At 74.9% G+C, this 15,179-nt stretch carries 16 protein-coding genes; 11 read left to right on the plus strand and 5 right to left on the minus strand.

Features of this window, described 5'->3' with window-relative positions:
- Positions 1-6: 6 nt before the first annotated feature.
- Positions 7-822, minus strand: a complete 816-nt coding sequence (locus J1792_RS12980; protein WP_207247258.1) for a PhzF family phenazine biosynthesis protein — start codon at positions 820-822, stop codon at positions 7-9.
- Between the two features lie 166 nt (positions 823-988).
- Here J1792_RS12980 and J1792_RS12985 point away from each other — a divergent pair, with 166 nt between their 5' ends.
- The 4 genes from J1792_RS12985 to J1792_RS13000 all read left to right on the plus strand — a co-directional run bounded on the left by J1792_RS12985 (position 989) and on the right by J1792_RS13000 (position 6,323).
- Positions 989-3,268, plus strand: a complete 2,280-nt coding sequence (locus J1792_RS12985; RefSeq protein ID WP_207247259.1) for a glycoside hydrolase family 3 N-terminal domain-containing protein — start codon at positions 989-991, stop codon at positions 3,266-3,268.
- A 152-nt stretch (positions 3,269-3,420) separates the two neighbouring features.
- Positions 3,421-3,951, plus strand: coding sequence for a Clp protease N-terminal domain-containing protein (locus tag J1792_RS12990; protein ID WP_086571109.1), 531 nt, complete (start codon positions 3,421-3,423; stop codon positions 3,949-3,951).
- Positions 3,952-4,006: 55 nt separating this feature from the next.
- On the plus strand, positions 4,007-5,053 hold the full coding sequence (locus tag J1792_RS12995; protein WP_086571107.1) for an EamA family transporter: 1,047 nt from the start codon (positions 4,007-4,009) through the stop codon (positions 5,051-5,053).
- A gap of 271 nt (positions 5,054-5,324) precedes the next feature.
- Positions 5,325-6,323 (plus strand): DMT family transporter, encoded by a 999-nt coding sequence (locus tag J1792_RS13000; protein WP_086571120.1) that lies wholly within the window; start codon positions 5,325-5,327, stop codon positions 6,321-6,323.
- Here J1792_RS13000 and J1792_RS13005 read toward each other — a convergent pair.
- On the minus strand, positions 6,296-6,979 hold the full coding sequence (locus J1792_RS13005) for a pyridoxamine 5'-phosphate oxidase family protein (RefSeq protein WP_242645896.1): 684 nt from the start codon (positions 6,977-6,979) through the stop codon (positions 6,296-6,298). The genes J1792_RS13000 and J1792_RS13005 overlap by 28 nt on opposite strands.
- Positions 6,980-7,014: 35 nt before the next feature.
- Between J1792_RS13005 and J1792_RS13010 the strand changes: the two genes are divergently transcribed.
- Positions 7,015-8,346: an aminotransferase class I/II-fold pyridoxal phosphate-dependent enzyme gene (locus tag J1792_RS13010; RefSeq protein ID WP_086571103.1), complete on the plus strand. Its 1,332-nt coding sequence runs from the start codon at positions 7,015-7,017 to the stop codon at positions 8,344-8,346.
- Between the two features lie 20 nt (positions 8,347-8,366).
- Here the strand turns inward: J1792_RS13010 and J1792_RS13015 are convergent, their stop codons facing one another.
- On the minus strand, positions 8,367-9,386 hold the full coding sequence (locus tag J1792_RS13015; RefSeq protein WP_207247260.1) for a DMT family transporter: 1,020 nt from the start codon (positions 9,384-9,386) through the stop codon (positions 8,367-8,369).
- 74 nt (positions 9,387-9,460) lie between these two features.
- Between J1792_RS13015 and J1792_RS13020 the strand changes: the two genes are divergently transcribed.
- Entirely contained in the window at positions 9,461-10,381 is a 921-nt protein-coding gene (locus J1792_RS13020) for a LysR family transcriptional regulator (RefSeq protein WP_207247261.1), read from the plus strand.
- On the opposite strand, the gene J1792_RS13025 is transcribed toward J1792_RS13020, so the two are convergent.
- The gene (locus J1792_RS13025) at positions 10,378-10,845 is read right to left on the minus strand and encodes a pyridoxamine 5'-phosphate oxidase family protein (RefSeq protein WP_086574901.1); all 468 of its coding nucleotides are present in this window, start codon (positions 10,843-10,845) and stop codon (positions 10,378-10,380) included. The two genes, J1792_RS13020 and J1792_RS13025, sit on opposite strands and share 4 nt — an antisense overlap.
- 105 nt (positions 10,846-10,950) lie before the next feature.
- On the opposite strand from J1792_RS13025, the gene J1792_RS13030 reads away from it, so the two are divergent.
- Positions 10,951-11,598, plus strand: a complete 648-nt coding sequence (locus J1792_RS13030; protein WP_086574898.1) for a cysteine hydrolase family protein — start codon at positions 10,951-10,953, stop codon at positions 11,596-11,598.
- A gap of 38 nt (positions 11,599-11,636) precedes the next feature.
- Here the strand turns inward: J1792_RS13030 and J1792_RS13035 are convergent, their stop codons facing one another.
- Complete coding sequence (locus J1792_RS13035) at positions 11,637-12,122, minus strand: Rieske (2Fe-2S) protein (RefSeq protein WP_207247262.1); 486 nt, start codon at positions 12,120-12,122, stop codon at positions 11,637-11,639.
- Between the two features lie 96 nt (positions 12,123-12,218).
- Here J1792_RS13035 and J1792_RS13040 point away from each other — a divergent pair, with 96 nt between their 5' ends.
- From J1792_RS13040 to J1792_RS13055, 4 genes are all read left to right on the plus strand, one after another.
- On the plus strand, positions 12,219-13,043 hold the full coding sequence (locus J1792_RS13040; RefSeq protein WP_086574894.1) for a HipA family kinase: 825 nt from the start codon (positions 12,219-12,221) through the stop codon (positions 13,041-13,043).
- Positions 13,040-13,432, plus strand: coding sequence for a DUF3037 domain-containing protein (locus tag J1792_RS13045; RefSeq protein WP_086574892.1), 393 nt, complete (start codon positions 13,040-13,042; stop codon positions 13,430-13,432). The genes J1792_RS13040 and J1792_RS13045 overlap by 4 nt, the downstream gene beginning before the upstream one ends.
- A 135-nt stretch (positions 13,433-13,567) precedes the next feature.
- Complete coding sequence (fabG, locus tag J1792_RS13050) at positions 13,568-14,329, plus strand: 3-oxoacyl-ACP reductase FabG (protein WP_086574890.1); 762 nt, start codon at positions 13,568-13,570, stop codon at positions 14,327-14,329.
- 17 nt (positions 14,330-14,346) lie between these two features.
- Entirely contained in the window at positions 14,347-15,108 is a 762-nt protein-coding gene (locus J1792_RS13055; RefSeq protein WP_086574888.1) for an SDR family oxidoreductase, read from the plus strand.
- Positions 15,109-15,179 lie beyond the last annotated feature (71 nt).

Consider the following 15,179-nt stretch of genomic DNA (forward strand, 5'->3'; position numbering starts at 1 on the left):
GTCCCGCTAGGCGAGCAGCTCGCCCTCGATGACGGTGACGGCCGAACCGGTCAGCAGCGTACGGTCGCCGCGCAGCGCGGTGCGGACGAGGCCGGTGCGGGCGGAGGCCTGCAGGCCCGTGAGGTCGTCGCGGCCCAGCCGGGCGGACCAGAAGGGGGCCAGCGCGGTGTGGGCGCTGCCGGTGACGGGGTCCTCGTCGATGCCCACGTTCGGGAAGAAGCAGCGCGAGACGTAGTCGTAGCCGCGCGCCGGGTCCTCGGCGCGGGCGGTGGCGATGACGCCCCGGCGGGAGGTGCGGGCCAGCGCCGGGAGGTCCGGGGCGAGGGCGCGGACGGTCTTCTCGTCGGCCAGCTCCACCAGCAGGTCGCCGATGTGCTCGCTGGTGTCGAGGACCCGCAGCGGCGTCGTGCCCAGCGCCTCGGCCAGCCCGGGGACGGTCATGGGGGTGAGTTGTGAGGTGGGGAAGTCCAGGGTGATCCGGCCGTCCTCGTGGGCGGTCGCGGTCAGGACGCCGCAGCGGGCGGCGAAGCGGACGGTTCCGGTGGCGAGGCCGGTGGCGTGCAGGACGTGTGCCGTGGCGAGCGTGGCGTGGCCGCACATGTCGACCTCGGTCGTGGGGGTGAACCAGCGCAGCGCCCAGTCGGCGTGCGGCGTGCCCTCGGGGAGGCGGTGGGCGAAGGCGGTCTCGGAGAGGTTGACCTCCGCGGCGATCTGCTGGAGCCGGTCGTCGGCGGGGAAGGCGCCGGTGTCGAAGAGCAGGACCCCGGCGGGATTGCCCGCGAAGGGACGGTCGGTGAAGGCGTCGACGATGCGGATCTTCATGGCTGGAGCGTAGAGGCCCGAAGGGGCCACCGGCCATGGCCAATCGCCGGGAACTGGACTGATATGTGGCCTGCCGGACGGATCCCCGCCGCTCCGCCGGGGTTCCTTGACCGACCGTCAGGACCTGCCAGACTCCGGAGGGGGCCGACAGAAACGGAGCCCGGTCATGGCCCCGCGCCCCCGCCTCGGACGCCCCGCCGCCGCACTCGCGGCCGTCGCCGTCTGCGCCGCCCCACTCACCGGCTTCCCGGCCGGGGCGGGCGGCGAGCCCCTCTACCGCGACGCGCGGGCCGGCGTGGACGACCGCGTCCGCGACCTGCTGGGCCGGATGACGCTCGAGGAGAAGATCGGGCAGATGACCCAGATCGCCGTCGTCCGGCTGCAGGGCGACTGCCGCGAGAGCGGCGGCGAGCTCACCGAGGCCTGCCTGCGGACCGTGCTCCGCGGCCACGCGGTCGGCTCGGTGCTCTCCGGCGGCGGCATGGGCCCGCCGGTGAACACGCCGCGCGCCTGGGCCCGCATGGTCAACGCCGTACAGAAGTACGCCCTGGACCACAGCCGGCTGCGCGTTCCCGTGCTCTACGGCATTGACGCCGTCCACGGCCACCACAGCGTCCTCGGCGCGACCGTCCTGCCCCACCAGCTCGGCCTCGCCGCGGCCTGGGATCCGGAGCTCGTGCGCGACTGCGCCGGGGCCACCGCCCGGGCCGTCGCCGCGACGGGCATCGACTGGAACTTCGCCCCCGTCGCCGACCTGGCCCGCGACCGGCGCTGGGGGCGCTACTACGAGACGTTCGGCGAGGACCCGCTGCTCGCGGGCGCCCTGGCCGCGGCGGCCGTGCGCGGGACCGAGGACGCGCACGGCGCCAAGGACGTCGCGTCCACCGTCAAGCACGTCGGCGGCTACTCCGAACCCGCCAACGGCCACGACCGGGTGCCCGCCGACGTCTCCCCGCGCTACCTCCAGGACACCCTCCTCGCCCCCTACCGCACGGCGGTCGAGGCCGGGGCGAAGAGCGTGATGGTCAACTCCGGCGCCGTCAACGGCGTGCCCGCGACCGCCTCCCACCACCTGCTGACCACGATCCTGCGGCAGCGGTGGGGGTTCACCGGGGTCACCGTCAGCGACTGGCAGGACGTCCGCGCGCTCTGGACGACGTACAAGGTCGCGGCGGACTACCCGCACGCGATCGCCCTCGCGGTCAACGCCGGGGTGGACATGGCGATGGAGCCCTACGAGGCCGGCGAGTTCACCGAGGGGCTGCGCTCCGCCGTCCAGGGCGGACTGGTCTCCCGGCGGCGGATCGACGAGGCGGCCGGACGCGTCCTGCGGCTGAAGTTCACGCTCGGGCTCTTCGAGCGGCCGTTCACCGACGCCGAGCGGGCGGACGGGGAGGTCCTGGGCGCCGCCCAGGACACGGCCCGCCGGGCCGCGGCGAGCTCACTGGTGCTGCTGCGCAACGAGAGGAACATCCTGCCGTTCGGGCCGTCGGCCAGGAGGATCGTCGTCGCCGGATCGTACGCGGACGACATCGCCGCCCAGACGGGCGGCTGGACCGTCGGCTGGCAGCGGGTGCCCGAGGACGTGAAGGTGCCCGGTACGACCGTGCTCGCGGGCATCGAGGCGGCCGCCCCCGCCGGAACCCGCGTGGTACGGGCCCGCGACGCCGCCGACGCGGTGCGGCAGGCCCGTACCGCGGACGCGACCGTGGTGGTCGTCGGCGAGCGGCCGGCCGCCGAGGGCGAGGCCGACAGCCCCCGGCCGGAACTCTCGCCGGACCAGCAGGAGCTGGTGAGGTCCCTGAAGGAGACCGGCCGGCCGGTCGTCGTGGTCGTGATCGCCGGGCGCCCCCTGGCGCTGGGCGAGGCGGCCGGCACCGACGGGCTGCTGATGTCCTGGCTGCCGGGCACCGAGGGCGGGCACGCCGTCGCCGGCGTGCTGTTCGGCGGCGTGAACCCCGGCGGGAGGCTGCCGGTGTCCTGGCCCCGCCGGACCGGCAACGAACCGCTGTACTACCAGCAACTGCCGGGCACCAACGCGGGCGCGGAGTCCACGCACGACGTGGCGTACGACTTCGGCGACGGCCTCTCCTACACCACCTACCGCTTCGAGGCCCTCGGGCTGGAGGCGGCCACCGTCCCCGCCGGACGGGACGCGCGCGTGACGGTGCGGGTCGCCAACACCGGCGGGCGCGACGGCGATCTGGTCGTACCGGTGTACGTCTCCCGGCCGGTGAGCCGGGTCCTGGCACCCCGGCGCCGGCTGGTGGCCTTCACCAGGACGCGCCTGAGGGCGGGGGAGTCGTGCACGCTGCGTCTCACCGTCCCCGCCCGGGCCCTGGAGGTGACCCCGGGCGACCTCGACGGGGCGGGGACGCCGCGCGTCGAACCCGGCACGTATACCGCCGCCGTGGGGGCGCGCACGGCCACGCTGACGATCACTTAGGGCGCACCGGGCGGCCCGTGCGCCCCTGAGACGGGCGTGGCAGCCCTCCTTCTGAAGGATGACGAGCCGGCCGGCACACCCAACCGGCGTCGGATGCCCGAATGCAACCCTCCGGGGATGCTCTCATCACACGGGACTGATGGGGTGGGAAGGTGCAAAGCCGTACACCAGCCGACACCGGACGGGCCGGGGCCGCGAGCGAGCTTCCGCTGAGCGCGGAGCTGGCCGCGGCGGTCTCCGGCGCCCGCAGGCGCGCCGCGCGCGACGGCGACCGCCAGGCCGACACCGCCCACCTGCTGCACACCCTCCTGGAGGCCGACCCCGAGACGCGCGGCGCCTTCCACGACGGGCCCGCCCAGGTCGCCCGGCTGCTCGGCTACCTGGTCCAGCGCACCATCGGCTACGGCCTGCGCTGGAGCGACGCCGTCGAGGACTCCGTGACCCCGCCCGGGCCGGCCGGCGCCGGGGTGCCCGGCTGGTCGCACGCCGCCGCAGGCGCCATGCGGAACGCCCGCGACCGGGCCCGCTCGCGCGGCGCCGGCCGGGTCGAGGGGCTCGACCTGCTCGCCGCACTGCTGCGCGACCCCCGCTGCCGGGCGGTCGACGTGCTGCGCCGGGCCGGCGTCGACACCGCCGCGCTGGCCGCCGGACTGGCGTGGTACACCTGCCAGGAGTGCCGCTGATCACGACAGGACCATCGCTAGTGACGGTCATGTCCATTGCTGCCATGATGCACCGATGCAAGCAACTCCTGGGAGAAGCACGGGTCTGGGCCTCGCCCTGACGTCCGCGCTGGCGTTCGGTGGATCGGGTGTGGCGGCCAAGCCGCTGATCGAGGCGGGGCTGGACCCGCTCCATGTGGTGTGGCTACGCGTGGCCGGCGCCGCCCTGGTGCTGCTGCCGGTCGCCTGGCGCCATCGCGCCCTCCTCATACGCCGGCCCGCGCTGCTCGCGGGCTTCGGGCTGCTGGCCGTCGCCGGCGTGCAGGCCTGCTACTTCGCCGCGATATCCCGGATCCCGGTGGGGGTCGCCCTGCTCCTGGAGTATCTCGGGCCGGCGTTGCTGCTCGGCTGGGTGCGGTTCGTCCAGCGGCGCCCGGTGAGCCGGGCCGCGGCGGTGGGCGTGATCCTCGCGGTGGCCGGCCTCGCCTGCGTCGTCGAGGTGTGGTCGGGGCTCGGCTTCGACGCCCTGGGCCTGGTGCTGGCCCTGGGCGCGGCCTGCTGCCAGGTCGGCTACTTCGTGCTGGCCGACCACGGCGCCGGCGGCGAGACCCCCGCCGACCCCTTCGGCGTGATCGCCTACGGCCTGCTCATCGGCGCCCTGTTGCTGACCGCCGTCGCGCGCCCCTGGGAGATGGACTGGACGGTGCTGGGCGGGGCCGCCGAGATGAACGGCACCGAGGTGCCGGCCGCGCTGCTGCTGAGCTGGGTGGTGCTCGTCGCGACGGTGGCCGCCTACCTCACCGGCGTGCTGGCGGTACGTCGCCTCTCCCCGCAGGTCGCCGGAGTCGTCGCCTGCCTGGAGGCCGTCGTCGCCACCGTGCTGGCCTGGGTGCTGCTGGGCGAGCACCTGTCCGGGCCGCAGCTCGTGGGCGGCGGACTGGTGCTGATGGGCGCCCTCATCGCCCAGAGCTCCACGCCCAAGGCGGCGTCGGCGGAGCCGGTGGCCGGGGGAGACGGGTTGGTCGTGGCCGGCGGGGACGAGGCGGTCGTGGCCGGCGGGGACGAGGCGGTCGCGGGGGTGCCCGCCCGGCGGGAGTTGTCCGGCGACACCCGCCCGGCCTAGTCTGACGATCATGCCGATGACTGTTCTGCCGCCTCCCGCCGCCTAGCGCGGGCGGCCGCTTCCAAAGGACCGGAGCCGGGGAGGACCACCTCCCCGGCCGATCGTCGCTGCCCGCAGACGGGATCACACGATCATCCACGTCTTCCGCGGGAGAACACTCATGCACGACTCCGCTCTTTCGGCCTGCCCTGAACGCGGCGGCCACCTCACCGGCCCGGGCTCGTCCGGCGACGACCGCCCCGGCGGCGCGCTGCCCGGCGGCCAGGCCCGGATGTCCGTCGGACGCGGCCTGGCCTGCGTCACCGTCGCGGCGGCCGGCTGGGGCACGGCGGGCGCGACCGCCGCGCTGGTCTTCGACTCGAGCGGTCTGGGCCCCATAGCGCTCACCTTCTGGAGGATGGCCGGCGGCCTCGTCCTGCTGCTGGCCGTCCGCGCCCTGCTGTCCCGGCGCACCGGCACGGCACGGCGGCGGGAGCCGGCGCGGAGCCGCGCGGCCCGCGTCCTGATCACCGGCCTTGCCCTGACCGTCTTTCAGGCCGCCTATTTCGGCGCCGTCGCCGGGACGGGGACGGCCGTCGGCACGGTCATCACGCAGGGTGCCGCGCCCGTGCTGGTGGCGCTGGGCGGCAGGCTCTTGATGGGGGAACGGCTGGGCGTGGGCGGCGGCGTGGCCGTCGCCGGGGCGCTGGCCGGGCTGGCGGTGCTGATGCTGGGCGGCGCCGGGACGGACGCGGTGCGTCCGCTGGGCGCCGCGATGGGGCTGCTGTCGGCCGCCGCCTACGCGGTCGTCACCCTCTACGGCCGGTCCCTGGGCCGGCATGGGCGGGGCACCGACGCGTTCACCACGACGCTGACGTCCTTCGCCGTGGGGACTGTGTCCCTGCTGCCCCTGGCCGCCGCCGAGGGCCTGTGGCCCCGGACGGAGGGGCTGGGCCGCACGCTGGGACTGATGGCCTATCTGGTGTCGGTCCCGACGGCGCTGTCGTACGGGCTGTTCTTCGCGGGGCTGGCGACCGTACGGGCGACCACGGTCACCGTGATCACCCTGCTGGAGCCGGTGACGGCGGCGGCCGTCGCGGTCGGCCTGCTCGGCGAGCGGCTGACCGCGCCGACCCTGCTCGGCACGGCCGTGCTGCTGGGGGCGGTGGCGGCGCTGGCCGTCGCGGAGACGCGCGGAGCGTCGGCTTCCGTGCCGCGTGAACCGGCCCCCGTGCCCGGGCCGGTGGGGCCTGAGGAGGACGCTCAGCCGCCGGTGAAGCCGGTGAGGTAGGCCGGCACGGGGATGCCGGGGGCGAGGTCGTCCGCCGGGACCGGGGCTCCGTAGGACCGGGCCACGGGGACGACACCGCTCCAGTGCGGCAGGGAGAGGTCCTCGGGATCGTCGTTCGGGCCGCCCTCGCGGACCTTGGCCGAGACCTCCTCGAGGTCGAGGCGCAGCACGGCCGTGGCGGCCAGCTCCTTGGGCGACGCCGGACGGGAGTCGGCCGCCCGGCCCGGCACGACCTGGTCCACCAGCGCGTCGAGGGCGGCGGTCAGCTCGGCCGGGTCGGTGACCTGCCGGGCCCGGCCGTGCACCACCACGGAGCGGTAGTTCAGGGAGTGGTGGAAGGCCGAGCGGGCCAGGACCAGGCCGTCGACGTGCGTGACCGTGACGCACACCGGCATCCCCTCCTCCCCGGCGCCGCCCGCGGCGCGCAGCGGCCGCGAGCCGGTCGAGCCGTGGACGTACAGGCGCTCGCCGATCCGGCCGTAGAGCGTGGGCAGGACGGCGGGAGCGCCGTCGCGGACGAAGCCGAGGTGGCAGACGTAGCCGGCGTCGAGTATCGCGTGGACGCGCGCACGGTCGTAGGAGGCGCGTTCGCGGGCACGGGTGGGGGTGGTGCGCTCGGTCTGCTCGTACTGCCCGGGAACCGTGGAAGAAGGCATTGCGCTCTCCATTGAACTAGTGCATAGTGTTGTTTGTGCTAGGAGAGTATCGGATCGAAGGGCGTCGCGCAGCGGACATTTCCGCGAGCGTGGAGCGGGCGGTCGGCGAAGGCAGACTGGCCCCGGGTGAACTGCTGCCTCCGCTGCGGGAGTTGGCGGTCGAGCTGGGCGTCAATCCCAACACCGTCGCGGCCGCGTATCGTGCGCTGCGCGACCGCGGGGTGATCGAGACGGCGGGCCGCCGGGGGAGCCGGGTGCGGCCGCGCCCTGCCAGCACGCCCCGCGAGATGCTGCGGGTGGAGGCGCCGGAGGGGGTCCGGGACGTCTCGAGCGGCAATCCCGACCCGGCCCTGCTGCCCCCGCTCGGCGAGGCGCTGGCCGCCGCGGCCGCCCGCTCCCGCACGGCTCCCGTGCTCTACGGCACCCCGGCCGTCGACAGCGAGCTGGAGCGGATGGCCCGCGAGGCCTTCACCGCGGACGGCGTCCCCGAGGGGCCGGTCGCGGTCACCTCGGGAGCGCTGGACGGCATCGAACGGGTGCTGAGCGCCCATCTGCGCCCCGGGGACGCCGTCGCCGTCGAGGACCCGGGCTGGGGCGGCCTGCTGGACCTCGTGCCGGCGCTCGGGCTGCGGCCCGTGCCCGTGGCCGTCGACGACGACGGCCCCCTTCCCGGGGAGACCGAGCGGGCGTTGCGCGCGGGCGCCCGGGCGCTGGTCGTCACCGACCGGGCGCAGAACCCCACGGGCGCGGCGATCGGTGCGGCGCGCGCCCGCGAGCTGCGCGCCGTGCTCTCGGGCCATCCCCAGGTCCTGCTCATCGAGGACGACCACGGCCACGGCTTCGTCGATCTGCCGCTGCACCCCCTGGCCGGCGCCACCACGCACTGGGCGCATATACGGTCGGTCGCCAAGGCCTACGGGCCCGACCTGCGGCTCGCGGTGCTCACCGGCGACGCGGTGACGGTGGACCGGGTGCTGGGGCGGCAGCGGCTGGGGCACGGCTGGGTGAGTCATCTGCTGCAGGACGCCGTGCTGCACCTGTGGCGCGCCGGGGCCGTGGACCCGCGCGTGGTGGCGGCCTCGTACGGGCGGCGCCGCGACGCCCTCCTGGCGGCGCTGCGGGAGCGGGGGATCGCGGCGCACGGGCGCAGCGGGGTGAACGTATGGCTGCCGGTGCCGGACGAGACGGGCGCGGTGGCGAGGCTGCTGCAGGCGGGCTGGGCGGTGGCGCCCGGGGCGCGCTTCCGCCTGGACTCCCCGCCCGGGGTGCGGATCACCGTCTCCTCGCTGTCCCCGGACGAGATAGGGACGGTCGCGGACGCGCTGGCGTCCGCGACCGTCCCGGTGCCCGCGGGGCGTTACGACTGAGGGGTGCGCTCGTCGGCGCGCTACGGCCGGGCGGCCTCGGCCTCCGGGGCGGCGGTCGGCTCCGGGGCGGCGGCGGCCTGGCCGTCCTCCGAGCGGGCCGCCGTGCGGGAGGCGCCCGCGCCGCCGCCCCGGCTCTGGGTGAGCGCCGCCCCGGCCAGGACGATCAGCGCTCCGACGGGCGTGTTCCAGGTCAGGTCCTCGCCGAGGAGGCTGACGCCCGCCGTCGTCGCGACGACGGGGATGAAGTAGGTGGTCATGGTGGCCGTCGTCGGCCCGACCTCGGCCACCAGCGCGTACTGCAGGAGGAAGGCGAGGCCGGTGCCCAGCGCGCCCAGCGCGAAGACGGCCAGCAGCGGCACGACGGGGAAGGAGGACGGCAGCGGGCTGACCAGCGGGGCGACGACGGCGAGCTGGGCGGCGCCCAGCAGCAGCTGGCTGCCGGACTTCGCCAGGTGGGAGTCGCCGGTGTCCGACAGGGTGCGCCGGACGTAGATCCAGCCGACCGCGTAGCTCAGCGACGCGATCAGGGCCAGCAGGGTGCCCTCGGCGTCCTGGCCCGAGAAGCCCTGCCAGGCGCCGAGCACCACGAGCACGCCGATGAAGCCCAGCCCCAGCCCGGCGAAGCGGCGCCGGGTCGGCCGGTCCTCGGAGAGGGCCACGAGGGAGAGGAGCATGCCCCACAGCGGGGTGGTGGCGTTGCAGATGCCCGCCAGGGTGGTGGAGATGGTCAGTTCCGCGTAGGCGAAGAGCGTGAACGGCAGGGCGTTGCACAGGAACGCCGCGACGGCCAGGTGCGCCCACGTCCGGCCCCGGCGCGGCAGCCGCTGCCGGGTGGCCGGCAGCGTCACCAGGAGCACCACGGCCCCGAAGAACATCCGGCCGAAGGAGACGTACATCGGGGCGAAGCCGTCGGTGCCGAGCTTGATGAACAGAAAGCTGAAGCCCCATATGACGGACAGGACGCCGAACCGTATGCGCCAGTCCACGGCGGGGCGGGCGGAGGGGTCGGCGGGGGATCGAGGCGGGGCGGCGGTGCTCATGATGACTACGATGCAGGCACATAACAATTAGAACAAGCAAATATTTTTGGATGAAACCGCGTAGCATCGCTTACATGTTGAACCTGGAGCGCCTGCGCACCCTCCATGCCCTCGCCCGCCACGGCTCCGTCAGCGCCGCGGCCGACGGACTGCATGTGACGACCTCGGCCGTCTCCCAGCAGCTGTCCAAGCTGGAGCGCGAGACCGGCCAGCGGCTGCTCGCCAAGAACGGCCGGGGTGTGCGCCTCACCGACGCCGGGCGGCTGCTCGCCGAGCACGCCTCGCGCATCCTCTCCCAGGTGGAGCTCGCCCAGGCCGACCTGGAGGCGCAGCAGGGCCAGGCCGTCGGGGAGCTCCTGCTGGGCGCCTTCCCCACCGCGGCCCGCGGCCTGTTCCCCACCGCCCTCGCGGGGCTGCGCCGCGACCACCCCCAGCTGCGGCTGCGGCTGGAGGAGATGGAGCAGGACGACGCCGTGCCGCGGGTGGTGCGCGGCGACATCGACCTCGCGGTGGTCCTCGACTGGTACAACAAGCCCCTGCCCGTCCCGGCCGAGCTGGCCAAGCAGTGGCTGCTCGACGACCCGGTCGACGTCGCCGTCCCCGTCGGCCACCCGCTCGCCGACCGGGAGCACGTCGCGCTGGAGGACTTCGCGGACGACGAGTGGATCTCCTGGCCCAAGGGCGAGTTCTGCCACGACTGGCTGATGCTCACCCTGCGCGGCAAGGGCGTCGAGCCCCGCATCTCGCACATGGCCGAGGAGCACCACACCCAGCTCGCCCTCGTCGCCGCCGGCCTGGGCGTCGCCGTCGCGCCGCGGCTGGGCCGGGGACCGGTGCCGGAGGGGGTGCGGGTGGTGCCCGTGCGGCACACGATGTGCCGCCATGTGTACGCGATCTGGCGGGCGGACGCGGGCCGCAGGCCCTCGGTCCGGGCCGCCGTCGACGCGCTGTGCGCGTCCGGCGCGGCCGTCGCCGGCCGCGAGCATGCCGGCTAGCCGCCCGCGAGCTTGCGGAAGTCCCACGAGGCGACCGTCCGCGGCACCAGCCGCAGCCAGGCGTGCCGGCCGTCGTGCGGCATGGCGGCCATGCCGAAGTACTTGCCGGCGAAGAGCCGCTCCGCCTCCTCGAGCTCCGGGCATGCCTCGCCCGAGCGCGGTGCCTCGCCGACCGGTACGACCGAGCCCGACAGCTCGGCCCCGCGCAGCTCGCCGTAGGCGTGGCCGTCGTCGACGAGCACGGCCACGCGCGGGTCGCGTCGAAGGTCGGCCCAGCGCCGGCTGCGGGTGAGGGAGTACAGCCACAGGGCCCGGCCGTCCCACGCGTACCAGAGGGCGCTGGCGTGCGGACGGCCGCCCGGGCCGGCCGTCGCCACCCGGCAGACGCGCTGCCCGGCGAGGAAGGCGTCCAGCTCCGCCGGCGTCATCATGATCCGGCGGCCGCGTCGCTGTGTGCCGGTCATCGCGCACCCCACCCTCCGCATAGCTGACTGAGCGTCAGAAAGCATGGGTGCACAGCATGGGCCCTCTTCCCCCGCCGCGCAATGCCCGCTAGCCTCACGCGCACCATGGCGCCGAAGGAACCGCCCGCCGACGAGAGCGACCCGGCGACCACCGTGCTGCTGACCGTCGAGTGCCAGCGCGGCGTCGTCGGCCCCGACAGCGCCATGCCCGAGCTGGCCGCCGTCGCCCGCGCCTCGGGCGCCCTGCTCAACGTAGCCCGCCTCGTCGCCGGGGCGCACGAGGCCGGCATACAGGTCGTGCACGCCCTCGCCGAGCGCCGCCCCGACGGCCGCGGCGCCGGGCGCAACGCCCCGCTCCTGCGCGCCGTCGAACGGCTGCCCGTACAGCAGCTGACCGGCACCCTGGCCGTCCGGGTCGCCGAGCCGATCCCCGTGGGGGACGGCGACCTGGTCCTGCGGCGGCTGCACGGCCTCTCGCCGCTGGCCGGCACCGGGCTGGACCCTCTCCTGCGCAACCTCGGCTGCCGCACCCTCGTCGTCACCGGCGTCTCGGCCAACGTCGCCGTGCCCAACGCCGTCTTCGACGCCGTCAACCTCGGCTACGCGGCCGTCGTCCCCTCCGACGCCATCGCAGGAGTGCCCGCCGACTACACCGGGGCGATGGTCCGCCACACCCTCGCGCACGTGGCCGCCCTCACCACCACCGACGCCCTGCTGCGCACCTGGCGGCAGCGGCGACGGCCGCCCGGCTGAAGGAAGCGGGCCGGCGAGGGCGCGGCGGACCGGCCGGCTCAGCCCAGGGTGAGGGAGTCCCCGTCGACCGACACCCGGCGCGCCGCCAGCGGCTGCCGCGCCGGCCCGCCGCGTACGCTGCCGTCCGTCACCGAGAACCTGCTCTCGTGGCAGGGGCAGTTGATGGTCCCGTTCGCGACCTCCTTCACCAGGCAGCCCTGGTGGGTGCACACCGCAGAGAACGCCTTGAACTCGCCCTTCGACGGCTGGGTGACCACCACCTTGCGGTCCGGGAAGACCTTCCCGCCGCCCTCGGGGATGTCCGCCGCCTTGCCCAGGGCCGCCCCGGCCCCCGGCCGCGCGGCCCCGCCGCCGCTCTCGCTCTCCTTGGCGTTCCCCTCCTTGGCGTTCCCCTCCTTGGCGTTCTCCTCCTTGCCGTCCGAGCCGCCGCAGGCGGCGAGCAGGGCGGCCAGGCCACAAACCCCGGCCGTGGCGACGACGGTGCGACGTGCCGGGCCGGCCTGGGCGGATGCGGGATGCGTCATGATCGATCCTTTGCTGTATCCGGTGGGGCAGCTGGGTCTTGAGGACTCATACGGATCGGCGGCCCCCGGCGTTCAGACGCCGAGTAACCTGGGACGATGCTCCCCCATGTCACGGCCACCCGCTATGTCGCGCCCCTGCGCGAGGGTGGCTCGCTCCCCGGCATCGTCGAGGCCGACGACCTCGGGACGTACGTCATGAAGTTCACCGGCGCCGGCCAGGGCCGCAAGACGCTGGTCGCCGAGGTCATCTGCGGACAGCTGGCCCGCCGGCTGGGCCTGCGCGTCCCCGAGCTGGCCGTCCTCGAGCTGGACCCGGTCATCGGCCGCGGCGAGCCCGACCCCGAGGTGCAGGCGCTGCTCAAGGCCAGCGGCGGGCCCAACCTCGGCATGGACTTCCTGCCCGGCGCCCTCGGCTTCGACCCGCTCGCCTTCGAGACCGACTCCGCCGAGGCCGGGCGCGTGGTGTGGTTCGACGCCCTGATCAACAACGTCGACCGCTCCTGGCGCAACCCCAACCTGCTGGTCTGGCACGGCCGGATGTGGCTCATCGACCACGGCGCCACCATGATCTGGCACCACAACTGGCCGGGCGCGGCCGCCGCGGCCGGCAAGGCGTACGACGCCTCCGACCACGTCCTCGCCACCTTCGCCCCGGACGTCGCCGGCGCCGCGGCCGAGCTGGCCCCCCGGGTCACCGAGGAGCTGCTGGCGGAGGCCGCCGCCGACGTGCCCGACGCGTGGCTGGCCGACGAGCCGGGCTTCGACAGCCCGGACGCCCTGCGCCGCGCCTACGTCGAGGTGCTGCTCGAACGCGCCGCCGTCATCGGCGACCGCATCACCGTCGGCGAGCGCTCCGCCGACAAACCCTCGCAGGCGCCCGAGTGGGTACGCGTGAGGCTGAACGGAAAGGCCCCGCAGTGACCCGGCACAACGGACGCGACGTCTTCGAGTACGCGCTGCTGCGCGTCGTCCCCCGCGTCGAGCGCGGCGAGCAGATCAACGCCGGGATCGTCGTCTACTGCCAGGCGAAGTCCTACGTCGCCGCCCGCGTCCACCTGGACGAGGCCCGCCTGCTGGCGCTCGACCCGGCGGCGGACGTCGCGGGCGTACGGGCGGCGCTGCACGCCGTGGAGGGCGTCTGCGCCGGCGGGGAACGGGCCGGACAGGCGGCCTGCGACGACGCGGGGCGGCGCTTTCGCTGGCTGATCGCGCCCCGCAGCACCGTCGTCCAGCCCGGCCCGGTGCACACCGGCCTGACCGCCGACCCCGAGAGCGAGTCCGAACGCCTCCTCGACCTGCTGGTGCGCTGACGCCGGGCGGGCGCGCCGCAGGCGTTGACAGTGGGTGGCGGGGCTTCTAGCGTCTGATCGTCGGACGTTACTAAGCGGTTGCTCACCTGCTGCCCCGGGCGGCCGGGGAGCCGCCTTCAGGTGAGGAGAACCCGCATGTCCACCACCGAGCAGCGCGTGGCCGTCGTCACGGGCGCGGCCCGCGGCATCGGCGCGGCGACCGCCGTGCGCCTGGCCGCCGAGGGCCGCGCGGTCGCCGTCCTCGACCTCGACGAGGCGGCCTGCGCGGACACCGTGGGGAAGATCACCGCGGCGGGCGGCCGGGCCCTGGCCGTCGGCTGCGACGTCTCCGACTCCACCCAGGTGGACGCCGCCGTCGCCCGCATCGCCGACGCCCTGGGCGCGCCCGTCATCCTCGTGAACAACGCGGGCGTCCTGCGCGACAACCTGCTGTTCAAGATGAGCGACAGCGACTGGGACACCGTCATGAACGTGCACCTGCGGGGCGCGTTCCTGATGTCGCGCGCCTGCCAGAAGCACATGGTGGACGCGCGCTTCGGCCGGATCGTCAACCTCTCCAGCAGCTCGGCCCTCGGCAACCGCGGCCAGGCCAACTACGCCGCCGCCAAGGCCGGGATGCAGGGCCTGACCAAGACCCTCGCCAAGGAGCTCGGAAAGTTCGGCATCACCGCCAACTCCGTCGCCCCCGGCTTCATCGCCACCGAGATGACCGCCGCCACCGCCGCGCGGGTCGGCATGAGCTTCGAGGACTTCAGCGCCGCGGCGGCCACCCAGATCCCGGTGCAGCGTGTCGGCGAGCCCGAGGACGTCGCCCACGCCATCGCCTTCTTCACCGGCGAGCAGGCCGGCTATGTCTCCGGCCAGGTCATGTACGTGGCCGGCGGCCCGCTCAACTGACGGAAGGGGCAGGACACATGAACGCTCAGGAGCGCGAGCTCGAAGGAAGAGTCGCCCTCGTCACCGGGGCCAGCCGCGGCATCGGCTTCGGCGTCGCCGAGGCCCTGGTGGCCCGTGGCGCCAAGGTCGTGATCACCGGCCGCGGCGAGGAGGCCCTCAAGGAGGCCGTCGAGCGGCTCGGTGACGGGCGGGCGGTCGGCGTACCCGGCAAGGCGCACGACGAGAGCCACCAGGCGGCGGCCGTCGAGCGGGCCATGGAGGCCTTCGGCCGCGTCGACTACCTGGTCAACAACGCCGGAACCAACCCCGTGTTCGGCCCGATCGCCGACCTCGACCTGGCCGTCGCCCGCAAGGTCTTCGAGACCAACGTCGTCTCGGCGCTCGGCTTCGCCCAGCGGACCTGGCACGCCTGGCAGAAGGACAACGGCGGGGCGATCGTCAACATCGCCTCCATCGCCGGGATCTCCGCCTCGCCGTTCATCGGCGCGTACGGCGTGAGCAAGGCCGCCATGATCAACCTCACCGCGCAGCTCGCGCACGAGTTCGCGCCGGGCGTGCGGGTCAACGCCATCGCCCCGGCCGTGGTGAAGACCAGGTTCGCGGCCGCCCTCTACGAGGGGCGCGAGGAGGAGGCCTCGGCCTCCTACCCGCTCGGACGGCTGGGCGTGCCGGAGGACATCGGGGGCGCGGCGGCCTTCCTGCTGTCCGACGCCGCCGGGTGGATCACCGGCCAGACGCTCGTCGTGGACGGCGGGCTCTTCCTCAACGCCGGGGTCTGAGCGCTCGACGCCGGGGTCCGAGCGGGCGGCGGACCTCCGGGGCGGGCGTTGTCAGTGGTCGCCGGTAAGTT

The sequence above is a fragment of the Streptomyces triculaminicus genome, from assembly GCF_017349075.1.
In the GTDB taxonomy this organism is placed as follows: Bacteria; Actinomycetota; Actinomycetes; order Streptomycetales; family Streptomycetaceae; genus Streptomyces; species Streptomyces triculaminicus.